The following is a 17908-nucleotide window of genomic DNA, read 5'->3' on the forward strand; positions in this document are numbered from 1 at the left end:
GTGACCGAGTTGACAGTGATCGGAGGCTACCTCGGTGCGGGGAAGACGACCCTCCTCAACGAGATCCTTGATCGGCGTGACGGCGAGCGCACAGCCGTCATCGTCAATGACTTCGGCACCGTCAATATCGACGCCCAGATCGTCGGTTCCAGAGACGGCCGAATGGTGGAGATCTCCAACGGTTGCATCTGCTGCGATCTCTCAGATGGAATGGCTGCAGCTATCGAGGCAATCAAGTCCGCGACTCCCCCGGCGACATCTGTATTCGTCGAAGTCAGTGGAGTAGGCCAACCTGATGTCGTAGCACGCTGGGGAGATCATCCAGGTTTCTCCAGGGGCGGCGTCGTCGTCTGTGCGGATGTCACGTCGATTCGCCGGGACGTCAACCGCAAATGGGTGGGCGAAACAGTGCTTTCACAATTGCGTGGCGCCGACAGGCTGCTGCTGACGAAGACCGACCTCGTCGACGACCAGAGGGTGCAAGAAGTCACGGAATGGCTGACCTCTCAGCCTGGAATCGATGCCGCAGTCATCGACCGCAGTGAACTCCTGCCTGGAGAGCCGACGCAGCAGCGGAAAGGCCCAGCGGAGGATCCAACGGTTTCCAAGCATGCGTCTGCCTCTGACCATGCCGGACAGGACCACAGTTCGTGGACGATCACGACCGCTTCGGCAATCGATCCGGACGGACTCTGTGCACTGGTGCAGAGACTTCCGGAGACTTTCGTCCGCGCCAAGGGAATCTTTCCCGACAGCCGGCACACAGGACGCCGATTCCTCATCCAATACGACGGTACGCGATGCGCGACCGATGAGGTCGCCTCTGGCGGCGCCGACTCGACGGAACCCGGGCACCTCGTCCTCATAGCCGTCGGCAGCCATACCGAAACTCCCGCACCAGTGAACGAATTGGCACGAGCACTTCACGGACAGGTCGGCGAATAGCCGCTGACAACCGTGAGAAAGGGAACAATGAAGTTCATCCGGAGAAGGAACCACGCGGACAGACCGCGACGGCGTCCGACGGCCCGCAGGATCACGCCGGCCTTGGCGATCGCCGCAGCGCTGACACTCACGGCGAGCGGCTGCGCCGCGCCGTCAGCACTGGTCGGCACCAGCGATGACACCTTCATCTTCGGCACCCGGTCGGCACCACGTGTCCTCAATCCTGCTGTCCAATCCGGGCTGGCGACAGCCACCCCTGGTACGCAGCTGTTCGCCAGCCCGATTCGACTCAACGACAAGCTCGAACCCGAGCCGTATCTCGCGAAGTCCTGGAAGGAATCAGCTGATGGGAAGACGATGACCCTCCATCTGGTCGAGAATGCGAAATTCCACGATGGACAGCCCATCACTTCCGAGGATGTGGCGTTTTCGCTCGGTGTGGTGAAGAAGGAACACCCGTTCGGCGCCAACCTCTTCGGACCAGTCACAAAGGTCGAGACCCCCGATGAACACACCGTGGTGATCAAGATGTCCCGACGGCATCCCGCGCTGATGATGGCGATGAGCCCGCCATTCCTTCCCATCATCCCCAAGCACGTCTACGGCAGCGATGACACGGTGGCCGACCATCCGCAGAATGCGCACGATGTGGTCGGCTCAGGCCCCTACCGGTTGTCCAGCAATATCGAAGGCAAACGCATCGTGCTCGACAAGGTCGATAACTTCTTCCTGCCCAACGACGATGCACCCAGACAGGTGCTCTTCGAGATCATCGGCGATGAGAACACTCTTGCCCTGGCTACGGAGAAGGGCGAGGTCGACATGATGGTCACGAACACCCCATCTGTTCTCTCCCGCCTGGGGAACGTCGATGACATCACGGTCGCGGACAAGGGGTACGAGGGCATCGGCTCGATCTCCTGGCTCGGGTTCAATGTGAAGAGCACGTATGTCTCCGACAAGCGGGTGAGGCAGGCGATCGCCTACGCGATCGATCGTGACTATCTCACCAACAAACTCCACCGCGGACAGTTCGAGCCTGCAACGAGTCCGATCGCCAGCGGCAGCCCCTACTTCGATGAATCGATGCCGCGCTATGACCGCGATCTCGACAAAGCAGCGGACCTACTCGACGACGCCGGATACCCGCTCGACAAAAACGACAAGCGATTCACCATCCAGCTCGATTACCTTCCTGGAAGCGCCGAGATGGCGTCGAGTGTGGCCGAGACCATCAAAGCAAATCTCAAAGAAGTCGGAGTCATCGTCAGAATCCGCAGTTCCGCAGACGAACCGACGTGGGGCAGTCGTGTGTCCAACTACGACTACGATATGACGCTCGACAATGTCTGGAACTGGGGCGACCCGGCAGTCGGAGTCGAACGCACTTACGTGTGCAGCAACATCAAGAAGGGTGTTCTGTGGGCGAACATGTCCCAGTACTGCAATAAGGACGTCGACCGGCTCTTCAAGAAGGCCGCCGCCGCGCCTGACGAAAAGACACGCAAAGACGACTATTCGAAGGTCCAGAAGATTCTCACCGATGAACTTCCCGTGCTTCCACTTGAGAATCAGACGTACCGCAACATCTATTCGAACGCTGTGAAGAATCCACCCAATGGCCCGTTCGGCATCATGTCGCCGCTGCTCGACACCTTGATAGAAGGTTGACCATGTCATTGACCGCCCCACCGAAGATCAAGCTCAAGGGACGCAGGAGCATGGCGCTGGCCAGAGGCTGCTCGATTGCCTCCCGTATCGCCCAGGCTGTCCTCCTCCTGCTCGCAGTCATCATCTTCAACTTCATCCTCATTCACCTCGCTCCGGGCGATCCTGCCACCGTCATCGCCGGCGAATCCGGCGGCACGACTCCCGAACAGCTCGAATCGATCAGAGAAGCCTACGGGCTCAACGATCCGCTCATCGTTCAGCTCTGGCACTACCTGGTCCAGATCGCCCATTTCGACCTCGGCTATTCGTTCTACTTCGGCCAGGACGTCACGGCTCTCATCGGTGAGCGGCTGTACCCCACGGTTCTCCTCGCCGGAACCGGAATGCTCGCTGGACTCATCATCGGCACGCTGCTCGGAGTCGTCGCCGCGATCAAACCACAAGGGATTCTCAGTTACTTCGTCACGGTCATCGCCCTCGTCGGCTTTGCCGCTCCGGTGTTCTGGACGTCAGTGCTCCTGCTCCTGGCATTGTCGATCGCCATTCCCATCTTCCCGATCCAGGGAATGAACTCGATCATTGTCTCCCCGCATACCCTTCCGCAGATGTGGGATACGACGATGCATCTTGTCCTCCCGGCCACTGCTTTGGCACTCATCTATGTGGCGCTCTACAGCCGCACGGCACGCACGAGCATGCTCGAGGTCCTCGACTCCGACTACATCCGCACGGCCTGGGCAAAAGGATTGGGAGGCAAAGTCGTCATCTTCAAGCATGCGCTGCGTAATGCTGTGCTGCCAGTCGTCACTCTGCTCGGACTCCATGTCGGTGCGCTGCTTTCGAGCGTGGTACTCATCGAGGTCGTATTCAATTGGCCGGGACTCGGTTCACTCCTGCTCGAATCGATCCTCCGCAGAGACACGCCCGTGATTCTCGGGATCCTCCTGGCCAGCTCCGTGCTCGTCATCATCGCCAATCTGGTCACAGATGTGGCCTACCGCATCATCGATCCCAGAATCGCTATCTCAGGAGGGCCACAATGACCGACATCATGTCATTGCCGGGCACCGGTCAAGACCAGCCCGAAGAGCCGCCCACCGCGGCGACGCAGAAGAGGAAACGTCCGACGACGGCGTGGACATTGTTCCGGCGCAACCGGGTGGCCCTCGTCGGCCTTTCACTCCTCGCTATTATCCTGCTCGCCATTACTTTCGGGCCGATGATCTATCCGAACAATCCGTTCGAAATCGTCGGCATCCCGATGGAAGCGCCCGGAGAGTCCGATCTGCTGCTGGGAACTGACGCCTTGGGACGTGATCTCTTCGCTGAACTCCTCTACGGCGGACGAGCCACCATGCTCGTCGGTGTGGTGGCCGCCATCCTATCGACGACCATTGGAATCATCCTCGGGGGATTCGCCGGTTACCATCGCGGTTGGGCAGACTCTGTCGCTGTGCGCATCACCGAGTTCTTCCAGGTCCTGCCGCCGCTGCTGCTCGCCATGGTCCTCGTCACTCTGTTCAGTCCGAGCCTCTTGACCATCACTATCGCTATCGGAGTCGTCAGTTGGCCCGCGACGATGCGCATTACTCGAGCGGAGTTCCTGCGGATTCGCGAACTCGATTATGTCAGGAATGATCGTGCTGCAGGTGCCGGGGACTTCTGGATCATCATGAAGACGATCCTGCCCAACGCTCTGCCGCCGATCGTCGTCATGTCCACCCTCGTCATCGGTCAGGCAATGCTCTTTGAGGCAGGGCTGAGCTTCCTTGGTCTCGGTGATCCGAACACGATGAGTTGGGGACTGATCCTCGGCAACAACCGTGAACAGATGCTCACTGCGTGGTGGCCGGTGGCGTTCCCCGGTTTGGCAATCTTCCTTGCTGTCCTCAGTGTCAGCCTCTCCGGCGACGGCCTCAACGACGCCCTCAACCCCAAAGGACGTGAACGATGAACACCGCAACGCTCACTGCTGATTCCATCGGAGCCACACACGAACACGGCGGGGGTGATACACCGATTCTGTCCGTGAAGAACTTGTCCGTGAAGTTCCAGGACAACATTGCCGTCGATGACATATCCTTCGACGTCAGTGCTGGAGAGGTCCTAGCCATCGTCGGTGAATCAGGATCGGGTAAGTCGGTCACGTCCCTTGCCATCATGCGTCTCGTCGAGCTGTCGTCATCGGGAAAGGTCACCGACGGCCAGATGAGGTTCTCTCGAGCAAACGGTGACACCGTCGATCTGCGCACTGCGGCGGAAAGGACGATGCGCACTATCCGCGGCAATGACATCTCGATGATCTTCCAGGAGCCGTTGACTTCGCTGAATCCGGTCTATTCGGTGGGCAATCAGCTCGCCGAGGTTCTCCGGGTCCACAAGGGAATGTCTCGCCGTGAAGCCAAGACGGGCGTCATCGAAATCATGGAAAAAGTGCGCATCCCTGAACCGAAGCGACGCGCTCGCCAGTATCCCCATCAGATGTCAGGCGGAATGAGGCAACGAGTGGTCATTGCCATGGCTCTCGCATGCCAACCACGAATCCTCATCGCAGATGAGCCGACGACCGCTTTGGATGTAACGATCCAAGCACAGATCCTCGCTCTGCTGCGCGAGCTCAAGGACGACCTCGACGCTGGGATCATCTTCATCACCCACGATATGGGTGTCGTGGCAGAGATCGCCGACCGGGTCCTGGTCATGCGGAAGTCACATGAGATCGAGACCGACAGCGTGCAGAACATCTTCCACAATCCTCAGCACCCATATACGAAGAAGCTTTTGAGCGCTGTTCCGAAACTGGGCTCGATGAACGGCACCGACTCCCCCGCGCTGTTTCATCTTGATAAGGAAGAGGTTTCCTGATGGCGAGAATTCTCGAAGTCGAAAATCTGATCAAGGGCTTCTCGATTTCTGGCGGTATGCGCGTCCACGCCGTCGAGGATGTCAGCTTCCATGTCGGCAAAGCAGAGACCTTCGCCCTCGTGGGTGAGAGCGGGTGCGGCAAAACCACATTGGCGAATCTGGCAATGCGACTGCAGAAACCCGACAGCGGAACGATCAGACTGCTCGACACTGATATCACCGACCTTGGAACGAAGGGTCTGCGGCCGCACCGTCGTCATCTCCAGATGATCTTCCAAGATCCCTTCGCCAGTCTGAATCCGCGCAAGACCGTGGGCAAGATCGTCGGCGATCCGCTGCGACTGAACCGGGCCTCGTCGAACAGCCATCCCGATGACCGTGTCGCCGAGCTGTTCGAACTCGTCGGGCTCAGTGCCGACGACATGCGAAAGTACCCGCACCAGTTCTCCGGCGGGCAGCGGCAGCGCATCTGCATCGCTCGTGCGCTCACACTCAATCCGAGCCTCATCGTCGCCGATGAAGCGGTTTCCGCGCTCGACGTGTCTGTGCGAGCTACGGTGCTCAACCTGATGATCGAACTGCAGCAGAATCTCGACCTGTCATATCTCTTCGTCAGCCACGATCTGGCAGTCGTCGAACGTATCGCTCATCGCGTTGCCGTCATGTACCTCGGGCAGATCGTCGAGATGGGCCCGCGGCGACAGGTATTCGAGAACCCTCAGCATTCGTACACTCAGCGCCTCATGGATGCCGCCCCGATCGCAGACCCGGGACAACGACGAGAGCGCGCCCTCATCGCCGGCGAAATTCCCAGCCCTGTCTGGCCCGAGGATCAAGGACCTGAAAAGGTGACACTTCAGGATCTGGGAGGCGGCCACTTCGTGGCAACCGAATAGGTGCCCAAGTGCCATCGACGCGGAGGACTGGTGGGGAGTCCTCAGCCGGTGGCGGCTACCCCAGCCCTTCCCACGTCATGCGCTGTCTAAGCGCCGGCGCGAGAACCAGCGCCGCGATGACGCTGCCGGCAAGGAGCATCCAGGCGCCAAAGTACGTGAATAGTTTGAGTTCTGGTGCCAACGCCGGCCCGAAGTTGGCGGCCATGAGGATCACTCCGCCGAGGATGAGAGCGGTCGAGACGATCACTTGAATGAACTGCTCGACGGTCGAGACCAGCAGATTCTTGATCGTTGAAATGTTTAGTCCGCTCGTGCCGACGTCGAGAGTACCGTCCTGCAGATGCCCGGCGATGCGCGAGATCTGGCCGGGCAGCTCGGCGATCTGCGGTGCGGTCGCAGCAGCGTAGAGCGTCATCTCGTGTCGGTCGACTCCCAGTCCCCCGACCTCGCGCAGCAACGTCTTACCGTTCTGAGTCACCAGCGCCAGCAGGTTGAGCTCCGGCACGAGGCGAGTGATTGACCCTTCGAGGGTGCTGATGGCACGGAACGCCGTCGCCACGGAGGCCGGCATCGGGAATCCGAAGTCGACGACGAAATCGATGAGCTCGCCGAACAGCGCCGCTGAGGTCGAGCCAGGGGCACCATCGCCATACTTGAGCATGATCTGTCCGATCTCACGTTGCAGCTCGCGCAGGTTCACCTCACTCGGCGTGCCGAGTAGTTCGAGGATTGCAGCGGTCGCCGCCTGTGAGTTCTGAGAATCGAAGGCCATGAGCAGCAGTGCGATTGCCCTGCGATCGCGTTTGTCGATGCGTCCGACGGCACCGAAATCGACGAGGCCAGCACGGCCCGCGCTCGAGACGACGATGTTTCCGGCATGGAGGTCGGCGTGGAAGATGCCCTTGCCGAGCACCTGGCGGACGACCATGAGGAAGAGGTCCTGGGCGATCTCTCTGCGCGCGATTTCGGAGAGGTGGTCGACCACCTCGGCGCCGTGGGACAGAGGGGAACCTTCGACAAGGTCCATGACGATGACGAACTGGCCGGAGAGCTCCTTGTACACGTGAGGGATTTGAACGACTGACTCGGTCTTCGTCGTCGACCGACCGGTCTCATCGGCGAGGCGGAGGGCTTCGATGTGGGCGAGTTCGCCGCGGTAGTCGAGCTCACCCTGCAGGGAATCGACGAAGCTGCGTGCGAGCTTCGCGATGCCGATCTTCTTCGCCCAGTCGGTGGTGCGGTCGAGCCGGTCGGCCAGGGTGAGGACGATATCGCAGTCGGCTCGGACCTGTTTGCGGATCTTCGGTCGCTGCACTTTCACCGCGACCACACGACCTTCCCAGGTAACGGCGCGGTGGACCTGGGCGACGGAGGCACCTGCGAAGGGTTTCTCGTCGAACTCGGCGAACACCTCGGCGACGGGACGGCCCCATTCGGCCTCGAGTTGGTCCTTCACCTCGGCGAAGGGAACGGGCTTCACCCCGGCCTGGAGGGTGGAGAACTCCTCGACGAATTCGTGCGGGATCATGTCACCGCGGGTGGCGATGAACTGGCCAAGCTTGATGAACGTGACCCCCGAGGCGGCCAGGGCGTCGCGAGTGGTGGCGGCGATCTCGCGGAGGGAGACACGGAGGGTGGGGATTCTGGGTCGAAGGTAGCGGGAGAGGCCGAATTTGATGAGGATCGACTGGATCTGGGCCAGGCGGTTGACGCGGCGGTACCAGGTGGGGATCTTCGGCGCGTTGCGGATGAGTGAGCTCAGGGTACCCGAGGGCATGATGAGTTCGATCGCCAGGAGGACGAACATCTGGATGACGATGAACCACGCGAAGAGCAGCAGGAACACCATGATCGCCGGGAAGCTCATCGACAGGTTCGGGTACTGATCGGACTCGGAGATGCCGAGGAGTTTGTACGCCTGGAGGGTGATCGGCCAGATCGAGAGGCCCATGATGAGAGAGACGATGGTGTTGCGGGCGGCCCCGGTGCCGGTGATCATCATCCGCCGGACGAGGAATCCGACGATGAGCGCGCTGAGGACGCCCAGTCCGATGGTGTAGAGGATCGTCACCCGTCAGCCCTTCCGTCGTGTGTGGTCCGCGCCGCCGTCCACGGGAGGCGGGCCGAAGCTGGACACAGTGACCAGCCTAATAGATGCCGGAACAACCCAACGGAAATTTGCATTGGAGCATGCTGACCAGTAGACGTGAACATCGCTAATGCCAAGTGGCAATCCAACGTCTCCAGATCTCGTGATGCTGATTGTTGTCCGCGCCGGGAGCTCGCGCGCTAGCCGCATTTCCTCTCATATGCTCATTCGCGGATCGGACCTTTCGCTCGACTTTTGCAGACAGCCGCGCAGCTGTCGAACCTGTAGCGTCCGCCTCATAGAACTTCACAGAGCTGATGGTATTCGACGCTCGGACGAGCAAGAGCACAAGTCACATTGTATATACTGGTTGGATGACAGGGGGACAGCGATACATCTTGAAAAGACGCCGTAGAGCAAAGCGATCGACCAACCCCAGCCGGGTGGAGTCTCAATTGCCAGACAGCGAGATTGATCAGTACTCGCGGTCGATGTATTCAACGTTCCGATTTGTTGGCGTGGCAGCTGGAACGCTATATGCCATCCAGTGGTTTCTTGCATTGATTTCAAACAAGACAAGTGCGAGCACATCGACGCCCACAATCCCGTACCCTTCAGCAAATCTTGAAGCCGCAGGGGTTGCTGTTACTCTCTTAATCACTGCCGCCGTTGCGGTCCAAGTCTTCCTACGACTTCCTCGCGACCCTGAGAGATTCACAAAGGACGACGCCGTCTCACAACGCCAATTCTGGGGACCCGTCGCTACCTTAATCGCAGTCGGCTCGGCATTCCTTGTCCCCTACGTGCTAATTGACAGCATTGTATCGTCGACGTCCTCGGGGACCCTGAACCTTGCCTCAGCCATCGGGATTCCACTTGTGGCGGTACTTGCACTGATCTTTGCTTCTGATGCAGTAACCATAGTTTCAGAAGAAGCCCGCAAGGAACGACTCGCTCAGAAACTTAGACAGGCAAGAATCGATTCCCTGAGGGCCACAGAAGTGAAAATTCACGGAATGGCTCGGAACAGGCCGCGTGCAGCACTGATCTTGAACAGTATAATTTTCGGTTCATTACTTGTCGCGGTTGGCACTGGGGTTGCCTGGATGCTCATTGAGCAACGATTGCTTACGTTCGCATTTGCAGTGTTGTCGAGCCTATGCACAACAGGTCTAATCATTGTCAGTACTCAGGCAATACCGACAATCCTTCGGGGCAGGGTCATGGAAGCAATCTTCCAGGTCCTCCTCCCGGTGCTTGCAATTACGCTCGTCTCCATACAGTCCATAATCCTTGCTTTGCCCTTTGTAAGATCGTCCGCTGGACCAGAGGATTACATACCGCCTATCGCCTACGGAATGCTGGTTGCAGTTCCGTCATTTGCCACAGTGACACTTCTCTGCACGCTGCGAATCAAAAGAGACTACCCCGCAGCCATGTTGGACTTCGCACGTACCCAAATTAGACTTCTCAGAGAACGATATGAGCGGGAGAAGGAGCACCATCGCTCGGATAGCGAGACCTGGAGAATTCTGGCAGGATCGGCAATCCTATTCAGTCCCATACCGTTCGTAGCTTTATTTCTGTCCGCAAGTGCTACTTGGCATCGAAAGTACTCCTCTGACCGTTCGGGAGGATTGCACATTGCGGGCTGGGTAATTCCAATACTTGTGGCCATCGTGGAAGCTTTGGCGCTGCTGCTGGTAGCTTTCTACGGCCCCAAAATAGGTTGGTTTCAACTATGACCAGTCATCAACAGATCGAATCAAACTCGAAAATTTAGTTGAGACCCGGCCATGGGGTCCACAAGATGACTCAAGCTCCGAGCAATGCCGAACTATTCGCCTGATAGGTCATACGTTCCGCTATCGTGAAGAAACTGTGGCAAATTCGAGTTCTCCCCCCTGGTGGGCGCCGACAGCATTCATCGTTTCCATAGGAACCGACACATCCGCTTTGTCTTGCGAAAATTTGACTGCAAAGACAGGTCTGAATGATTCCGCTTTTGTCCGTGGATGGCCGACCATGATTCCCAAGTCTCATCTCAACTGCACACTCCGCGAACAAAGGGACCGAATTCGAACGGGCCCAGCTCAAACTCGAGGCGCGGGTCGCCGAACTCTAGACTCGGCTAATTACCCCGGCCGATGCTCGGCCATGACTTTCTCGAACAGCTCGTCGCCGAACTTGTCGTAGTTCGCGTCCTCCGGATACCACTCATCGAGTGAGGCGAAGTCGCCCTTGTCGTCGTAGCCGAGCTCGGACACGGACTTCGCCCACTCCGAACCAGCGGTGCCCAGCGTCTTCGGCGCGTCGGCGACGCCTGCCTTCTCCGCCGTCTTATCCGACAGGGTCTTCGCGTACTTCGCCATCTGCTTCTGCACGTCATCGTCGAAGGGCTCGACCGAACCGTCGTTGTCCTTCGCCTGCTCGACGGCCTGCGCCTTCGCTCCGATGACGACCTCCATCATCGTGCTAAGCGTCGTCGACATCGAGTCGAAGATGACCTGCTGGTAAGCCACCGGCAGGTCCGAATACTTCTTTCCCGCCGTGATCGCTCCGGCCGAGCGAGCAATGCCCGCATCCGAGGCGACACCGATGTTCGGGGCCACCTCGAAGGTGCCGGCCTCGACGTTCGGAGCCAACTGACCGAGATCGCAGTCAACGGTTCCGCGCTGCAGCGCCTCATAGGTCTCGGGGAATGACAGCGACACCGGAGTCGCGCCCAGATCGGTCACCTGCTTGCCCGCTGCAGCCGAACCGACACGCACCTGCTTGCCCTTCCAATCATCAAGCGAGGTCATCGGCTTCGAGCACATCGTCGAGTACCCACCCGCGGCGAGCATCGGGATGAGCGGAACGAGGTTCTTCTTCTCGAACTCCTCGAGCACTTCGGGCGTCTCCCACGCAGCCTGCACGCCAGCCGCGTTCGCCGCCAGATCGCTGGCCACCGGCGAGGACGGCAACGTCGACATGGCCGTGCCGATCGCGTCGAAGGCCGGGTACTCGGCCGGGGTGTACGACGGCAGAGTGAACGCGAGATCGACTCGCCCATCAGCCAGAGCGTCATCGACGTCGGCGTAGCTGGCGATCGCCTGGCCCCATACGATGTCGACGGTGATCTTTCCGCCCGAGCGTTCCTCGATCGCCTTCTTCACGTCGAGTCCGTTCGGCGCGAGGATCGACTTCTCCGACATCGCCGAAGGCTGGAACTTGATCGTCACCGGGTCAAGATCGGCCAGAGCCTCATCGATCTCATCCTGGGAGGCGTCATAGGCGAAGCCCTCCCCCGCGGAGTCTCCTGAACCCGAGCCGTCGCCGCCGACGGAACCGGCGCACCCGGCCAACAGTGCCAGGGATGCGACCGCCGCGATGGCCTTGGCGGGGCGTGCTGCCGTGCGGATGCGCTTCATGGGACTCCTTTGAACGAGAGCTGAGAATTCCCTCCAATCATATGCCTGAATGAGGTCACCCTAACCATGAGTCCGCTCACACCCTGCGGCAGCCACACAGACGACACATGGCACGGATGGGCACGGCCGCCTCGGCGAGGGTTATCCGGCCATTCCGCCGCTGGTGCGGCTGATGAGGTCGGGCAGCCATTCGGTCATTCCGGGCACGGTGATCATGAGGATGAGGAAGACCACGGCCACGGGCAAGAACCACAGCAGGGAGGTGAAGATGTCGCGCAGCGTGACCGTGGCACCGAGGTTGACCTCGGGGTTCTTCGCGATCGAGTGGACGATGTAGGGGATGATGCCGACCGGCGGGGTGACCATGGCGAACTCGCCGAGGAGGACGACGAAGACTCCGAACCACAGCGGGCTCACGCCCATCGTCTCGAGGGTGGGCAGGAGGATAGGGATGGTCAGCAGCATCATTGACAGGGTGTCGAAGAACATGCCCATGACGATGTAGAGGACGATGAGGACGAGCAGGAATCCGATCCGCGACAGCCCGAGGTCCGTGATGAGGCCGGTGAGGATGGGGGCGAGTCCGGTGATGGCGAGCAGGCTGGTGAGCATGGTCGCGCCGATCATGATGAAGAAGATCGCCGAGGTGGCCGCCACCGTATCCATGGCCGAATCCGCGACCTTCCGCCACGGTTGTTCGCCCCGTTTTTCCCACAGGCAGAGGAGCAGTGAGCAGAGCGCGGCGGCGGCTCCGGCCTCGGTGGGGGTGAAGATGCCGGAGAACATACCGCCGAAGAGGACGACGAGGATGACTGCGAACCCCCACACGCCGGTCAGGGAGGTGAAGCGGTCGCGCCAGGTGGTCGTGGGGCGGGTGGTGTCCCTGTTGTTCGTTGGATTCTGGGCGTCCGGGCCGCGGCCGACTAGATTCGGGGCGATGACGCCGATGGCGAAGATGAAGGCGGCGAAGCAGACGGCGAGCAGGATTCCGGGGACGGCTCCGGCCATGAGGGCGGGGCCGACGGGGACGGAGGCGATGCCGGCGTAGACGACCATGAGGATCGAGGGTGGGATGAGGTTGCCGGTCATTCCGGAGACCATGATCGTGCCGACGGCCATGCGGCGGTCGTAGCCGGCTTTGAGCATTTCGGGGATGCCGGCCCGGCCCAGGGCGTAGGTCATGCCGATGGTCGAGCCGGTCACAGCCGACAGTCCCGCACCGGCGAAGGTGGTGCCGATGCCGATTCCGCCGGGCAGCCAGGAGAACCAGTGGTCGGCGACGCGGTAGACCTTGCCGGAGAGTCCAGATTGGGTGAGCAGCATGCCCATGAAGATGAACATGGGCAGCACGCTCATCGACCAGTCAGAGACTGCGCTGAATGGGGCGGTGGCCAGGATGTTCATCGTCGCCGGGATGCCGGACACGGCGTAGACGCCGATGATCGACGGCACGGACAAAGCGATGGCTACAGGGACGGAGAGGAAGAGGAGGACGAGCATCATGCCGATGCACCAGGCGCCTCCGATGGCCGCGGATGGGCTGGTGAAGAGGCCGGCGAGGCAGACGACGATGAGTCCGAACCCGATGGTCAGGGAGAGTGTGCCGGGGCGTTCGCGGCGGGAGCCTGACGGGAAGAGCGCGGTGGTGGGTTTCTGGGTGGTCGTGCCGATGATGTTCGCGGTGTTCGCGTCTTCTGGCGGCAGGGGTGCACCGGTGAGGTCGGTGTTGGCGTTCACTACTCCTCCCCTGTTTCGGTGCGCCGGCGGCGGAGGATGGCGACGGCATCGAGAATATAGAGCACGACGAGAAGGACGAATACGATCGGCACGAGGTAGTACACGGGCCAGGTGATGACCGCGGAGACGTCGGCGGTTGATCCGATCGCCGTGTTCTCCAGGGCTTTCATCAGCCCGAACCAGGCGAAGGCCGCGGACACGAGGGCACCGAGGATGCACGCGAACACGGTGAAGAGAGCGGCGGTCGCGGGTTTCGCCCTCTCGATGGCCATGGTCACGGTGATGTGTTCCTTCTGTAGCTGAGCCGCCGGAATGCCGAGCAGTGCCACGATCGGCAGATACCAGTATTCGACGATCTCGTTGGTGCCGTAGATCGGGGCGTGGAAGATCGACCGGGCCAGGGCGTGAGTGACGATGTGGAGCATCATCACGATGATCGCCGCGGCCGTGGTGACCGTCAGCCACCTATCGAGGACTTTGGTGAACGTGCTCATCAAGAGTCACTGTAGCCGTCGGTCAAGGTGCCGGTGGCGCCTGCACTGTTTACGGCTGGGACGATGCCATCCGCGCCTGCCCCACCGCCGGTGACGTCGGAAGCTCGCAACGCATCGATCAGGTCGACGACTTCGGAGGCGTCTGCCAGCCCGTCGGGGATCATCGCGGTGACTCGACGCGCGCCGGCCTCAGCAAGGGCGATGGGATCGATGCCGGGGATTTGGGAATACCGGCGGGCGCTCCGAGGCAGCAACGCGACGCCGAGTCCGTTGGAGACGAGTGATTGGATGGCGCCGGGATTGTCAGTGATGTGCCGGGTACGGGGTTCGAAGCCGGCGGTGCGGCAGAGGCGTTCGGCGGTCGACCGGCAGCGCACGCATCCCATGATCCACGGCAGTTCGGCAACATCGTTGAGGTGTTGGATCTGCCCGGCTCGGTTCCACCGTTCGGGAACGAGCAGGTCGAGGTGGTCGGCCCCGAGGTCGACAGTCATATGTCCGGCCAGCTCAGGCGGGGCTTCGTCTTCGTGATGGAAGAGGAAAGCGATATCGATGTCACCGTCGTCGAGCATCCGCAGTGCTTCGGGCGGTTCGGCCTCGGAGACTTCGTACGAATGGTGAAGCGGTGAGTCCGTACTTGTGCCCGCATTGGCTTCGAGCCTGCCGAGCGCCGCGGCCAGTGGACCGATGACGAAGCTGGGAAAGCCTGCAAGGCGGACATTGCGTCCACCGAGTCCGAAGGCTTTCGCCAGGTCACTGCGCAACCCCGTCACCGAGGCGGCCACCTCGCCTGAGCGGATGCGAGCGAGTTGGCCGGCGGTGGTGAGGCGGATGCCTCGCGGGGTGCGGTCGAAGAGGGTGACCCCGAGGTCCTTCTCCAGCGCAGTCATGTGCTGGGACAGCGCTGGTTGGGACCAGCCGAGTTCGCGGGCTGCGGCACCGATGCTGCCTGCCTCGGCGATGGCGCCGAAGATCAGGAGGCGTTTGGGCTCGCCGAGGTCGAGAGCCTGCTCGAAGACATTAGCCATAAGTCCAGCTTATGACACAGCAGTGGGAACTGGGCCTACCGAAGGCAGATGATGCGCACCACACTGGAAGAAGTCGCGTTGAAGTCATTGCCAAGTCGAGGAGTTGGAGTATGCGCAGGATCGGTCTGCTGGGTGGAATGAGCTGGCATTCGAGCATCGAGTACTACACGAAGATCAATGATGCAGTGGCTAAGCAGCTCGGTGGTCACCATTCCGCGCAGATCCTGCTCGACTCGTGCGACTTCGCAGATATCCGGGAGCTGCAGGAGGCCAACGATTGGGCAGGCAGTGATGCGTCGCTGGCCTCGACGGCGCAGCGTTTGGTCGATGGCGGTGCCGAGGCTGTTGCGATTGCCACCAATCTCATGCACAAGTGCGCTCCGGCGATCGAGGCGCAGGTCGATGCGCCTCTCATTCACATGGTCGATTCGATCGCGACTATGGCGAAGCGCCAGGGCTTTTCGACGCTGGCGGTTCTGGGCACCCGATGGACGATGCTCGAGGATTTCTACACCGGCCGGCTCGAAGCACAGGGCATCAAGACTCTGGTACCGGATGAGGCAACGTGCCTCGAGGTCGATCAGATCATCTGGGATGAACTCACCCAAGGGAAGTTCACCGATGCCTCCCGAGCCCGCTACGTCGAAATCATGAACGACCTCAAGGCTCGTGGCGCTGACGCTGTGGCCCTGTCGTGCACGGAGATCGGCCTGCTAGTCCCACCGGAGACCGCTCCCCTACCGGCCCTCGACTCGGTCGATGCTCATGTTGCCGCAATCGTCGAGTGGATAATGGCGGACGAGCCTGTAACCATTCGGCATTGAACATCGGAGACTGCGACGATCGGAACGGTGATCGCCACGAGCCAAAACGCATCGGTCAAGAACGGTGCGCCTTCAAATGGAGTGTCCGACGCTACCCCGCCGGCCGGCTTCGGCCGCCCTGACCTGACCGCCTTCGCGTCTTATCCCAATCGACTCTGATCGGGTCCGCTCATCCTCTCGACGAGAACGCAGCGACATCACAGCCACCCGACCCCGACCGTTCGGGAAGCCGGGACACGTCACATGGCCTGTGCTGCGGGCGTGTCGAGTGGGCCGTCCAGGGGTGACGCAGGAGCGTCGACGCGACGTGCTGAGAGGTGGTTCCAGTCGAGCACTAGCACACCGGCTACAGGCATGGCGATAGGTCAGGAACGGCGTCGCTCCCTACGCAGGAGGGAGCGCAGAGTCTCGGCGTTCGCGTAGCCGACCCGTAGCGCGATCTCGGCGGAGGTGAGGTCCGTGGTTGCTGAGAGGTGCCGAGCTCGTTCGATGCGAAGCCGTTGGACGAAGCCGAGCGGAGTGAGGTTGAGCGCCGCACGAACTCGTCGTTCGAGGGTGCGCCGGCTGGTGCCGAGCGACTGCGCGACGAAGGCGACGTTGAACGGTTCGTCCAGGCGGGCGCGCACGAAGCGTTCGAACTCGACGACGATCGGGTCCTCGTGCCGGAGATGTTCGTAGGCGACGAAGGCCGCCTGCGACGGGCGCTCGTCGATGATGAGGAGCTTGGCGACGTGTTGGGCCAGGTCGGGGCTGATCGATCGCACGAGTGAGAGCGCGAGGTCGATGTGGGCGAACGCGGCGCCGGCGGTGACGAGGTTCCCGTCGACCACGACCATGGTGTCGAGATCGAGGGCGACGGTCGGATAGCGCTTCAGGAACTCCGGCCCCAGGAACCAGCTGGTCGTCGCCCGCCGATGATGCATCCGTCCGGTCTCGGCGACAGCGAACACGCCGGTGCACGCCGCGGCGATCCGGGTGGTCGCCTCGTCGAGGCGCCCGAGCGAGGCGATGACCGAACGAGCATCTCGGCTCTGGAGGACGTCGTTGGTAGCGGCGGCCGTAAGGGTTCCAAGCGCAGGGACGACGACCACGTCGAACTCTGCGGACTCCGACAGCGGGTGGTCCACCGACAGGGTCATCGATGCCGTCGTGGTCACTCGCCGTTTCGGCCCGAGGATGGCGAGTTCGATCGGGTCGATCCGCGGGTCGACATCGCCGCGGGCTCCGTCGGCCACCCGCACGATGTCGATGATCGACGCGATAGCCGAACCGAAGCAGCCGTCAATCGCGATCAGTCCAATACGCATGACGTAAACAATAGCGATACTGCCGTATACGCCACTACCCACCGGCCCTCGCTCGTCATAAGCTGAACTCGTCCCACAAAGAACCACGACCTCAAGGAGAGTCCCTCATGTCAACACCCGCATCACTTCCGTATGCCTTCGTCGCCAAGATCGTCGCGGCCGATGGACAGCACGACGCGCTCGCCGATCTGCTCGCCGGCGCTGTCGAACTCGCCAACGAAGAAGTAGGAACGATTGTCTGGTTCGCGGTCAGGACCCACGCCGACACCTTCTGGATCTTCGATGCATTCCCCGACGAAGCCGCTCGCGACGCCCACGCCAACGGCGCCATCGTCGCAGCCCTGACGGCCAACCAGCACCTCCTCAGCGCAGCACCCGAGATCCTGGCGGCCGACGTCCTCGCGTCCAAGCTCCCGTAGTCCGCCAACGCACGAGGCGATCGCGCCCCGCCGAGCCGTCGCCAGGTCGCGACCCAACGCCATGCTGCGTTGCCGAGCGGTGCGCGGCCTATCGGCCCACGGACAGGATGCCGGCCGCGAGCGCTCAGCCGGCGAGGGGTCCATCGCAGAGGAAAGCGACGTCGGTGCCGGGCAGAGCCGTGAGGCCAGCGCATCGCGCGACCACCAGAACCGAACCGCC

The 17908-nt window shown here is 61.2% G+C and carries 15 protein-coding genes; 9 read left to right on the forward strand and 6 right to left on the reverse strand.

The genetic code is table 11. From position 1 onward, the window contains the following. The 6 genes from QYM46_RS11310 (at position 1) to QYM46_RS11335 (ending at position 6377) form a co-directional block, all read left to right on the forward strand. Entirely contained in the window at positions 1-945 is a 945-nt protein-coding gene (locus QYM46_RS11310) for a CobW family GTP-binding protein (RefSeq protein WP_169252578.1), read from the forward strand. Between the two features lie 102 nt (positions 946-1047). After that, a complete protein-coding gene (locus tag QYM46_RS11315; protein WP_432789010.1) occupies positions 1048-2616 on the forward strand; it encodes an ABC transporter substrate-binding protein in 1569 nt (522 codons plus the stop codon). Positions 2617-2618: 2 nt separating this feature from the next. Continuing rightward, positions 2619-3659 carry an ABC transporter permease gene (locus tag QYM46_RS11320; RefSeq protein WP_432789011.1) on the forward strand — a complete coding sequence of 347 codons (1041 nt, stop codon included), beginning with the start codon at positions 2619-2621 and terminating at the stop codon, positions 3657-3659. Further along, positions 3656-4570, forward strand: a complete 915-nt coding sequence (locus QYM46_RS11325; protein ID WP_211167988.1) for an ABC transporter permease — start codon at positions 3656-3658, stop codon at positions 4568-4570. Before QYM46_RS11320 ends, QYM46_RS11325 begins: the two co-directional genes overlap by 4 nt. Continuing rightward, positions 4567-5481 carry an ATP-binding cassette domain-containing protein gene (locus QYM46_RS11330; RefSeq protein ID WP_248278903.1) on the forward strand — a complete coding sequence of 305 codons (915 nt, stop codon included), beginning with the start codon at positions 4567-4569 and terminating at the stop codon, positions 5479-5481. Before QYM46_RS11325 ends, QYM46_RS11330 begins: the two co-directional genes overlap by 4 nt. Continuing rightward, positions 5481-6377, forward strand: a complete 897-nt coding sequence (locus QYM46_RS11335; RefSeq protein ID WP_248278904.1) for an ABC transporter ATP-binding protein — start codon at positions 5481-5483, stop codon at positions 6375-6377. The genes QYM46_RS11330 and QYM46_RS11335 overlap by 1 nt, the downstream gene beginning before the upstream one ends. 55 nt (positions 6378-6432) lie before the next feature. Here the strand turns inward: QYM46_RS11335 and QYM46_RS11340 are convergent, their stop codons facing one another. After that, positions 6433-8448 (reverse strand): ABC1 kinase family protein, encoded by a 2016-nt coding sequence (locus tag QYM46_RS11340; protein ID WP_169252580.1) that lies wholly within the window; start codon positions 8446-8448, stop codon positions 6433-6435. 536 nt (positions 8449-8984) lie between these two features. Between QYM46_RS11340 and QYM46_RS11345 the strand changes: the two genes are divergently transcribed. Next, a complete protein-coding gene (locus QYM46_RS11345) occupies positions 8985-10211 on the forward strand; it encodes a hypothetical protein (protein ID WP_432789012.1) in 1227 nt (408 codons plus the stop codon). 390 nt (positions 10212-10601) lie between these two features. On the opposite strand, the gene dctP is transcribed toward QYM46_RS11345, so the two are convergent. From dctP to QYM46_RS11365, 4 genes are all read right to left on the reverse strand, one after another. Beyond that, positions 10602-11879, reverse strand: coding sequence for a TRAP transporter substrate-binding protein DctP (dctP, locus tag QYM46_RS11350; RefSeq protein ID WP_169252582.1), 1278 nt, complete (start codon positions 11877-11879; stop codon positions 10602-10604). 141 nt (positions 11880-12020) lie between these two features. After that, the gene (locus tag QYM46_RS11355) at positions 12021-13616 is read right to left on the reverse strand and encodes a TRAP transporter large permease (protein ID WP_432789013.1); all 1596 of its coding nucleotides are present in this window, start codon (positions 13614-13616) and stop codon (positions 12021-12023) included. Beyond that, positions 13616-14110: a TRAP transporter small permease gene (locus QYM46_RS11360; protein ID WP_432789014.1), complete on the reverse strand. Its 495-nt coding sequence runs from the start codon at positions 14108-14110 to the stop codon at positions 13616-13618. Before QYM46_RS11360 ends, QYM46_RS11355 begins: the two co-directional genes overlap by 1 nt. Beyond that, positions 14110-15138 (reverse strand): LysR family transcriptional regulator, encoded by a 1029-nt coding sequence (locus QYM46_RS11365; protein ID WP_432789015.1) that lies wholly within the window; start codon positions 15136-15138, stop codon positions 14110-14112. The genes QYM46_RS11360 and QYM46_RS11365 overlap by 1 nt, the downstream gene beginning before the upstream one ends. A 110-nt stretch (positions 15139-15248) precedes the next feature. Between QYM46_RS11365 and QYM46_RS11370 the strand changes: the two genes are divergently transcribed. Further along, positions 15249-15962, forward strand: a complete 714-nt coding sequence (locus tag QYM46_RS11370; RefSeq protein WP_432789016.1) for an aspartate/glutamate racemase family protein — start codon at positions 15249-15251, stop codon at positions 15960-15962. 365 nt (positions 15963-16327) lie between these two features. Here the strand turns inward: QYM46_RS11370 and QYM46_RS11375 are convergent, their stop codons facing one another. Further along, positions 16328-17269: a GlxA family transcriptional regulator gene (locus tag QYM46_RS11375; RefSeq protein WP_432789017.1), complete on the reverse strand. Its 942-nt coding sequence runs from the start codon at positions 17267-17269 to the stop codon at positions 16328-16330. A 107-nt stretch (positions 17270-17376) separates the two neighbouring features. On the opposite strand from QYM46_RS11375, the gene QYM46_RS11380 reads away from it, so the two are divergent. Beyond that, entirely contained in the window at positions 17377-17688 is a 312-nt protein-coding gene (locus QYM46_RS11380) for a putative quinol monooxygenase (RefSeq protein ID WP_158040203.1), read from the forward strand. Positions 17689-17908: the final 220 nt, after the last annotated feature.

It is taken from the genome of Brevibacterium sp. K11IcPPYGO002, assembly GCF_050920635.1.
In the GTDB taxonomy this organism is placed as follows: Bacteria; Actinomycetota; Actinomycetes; order Actinomycetales; family Brevibacteriaceae; genus Brevibacterium.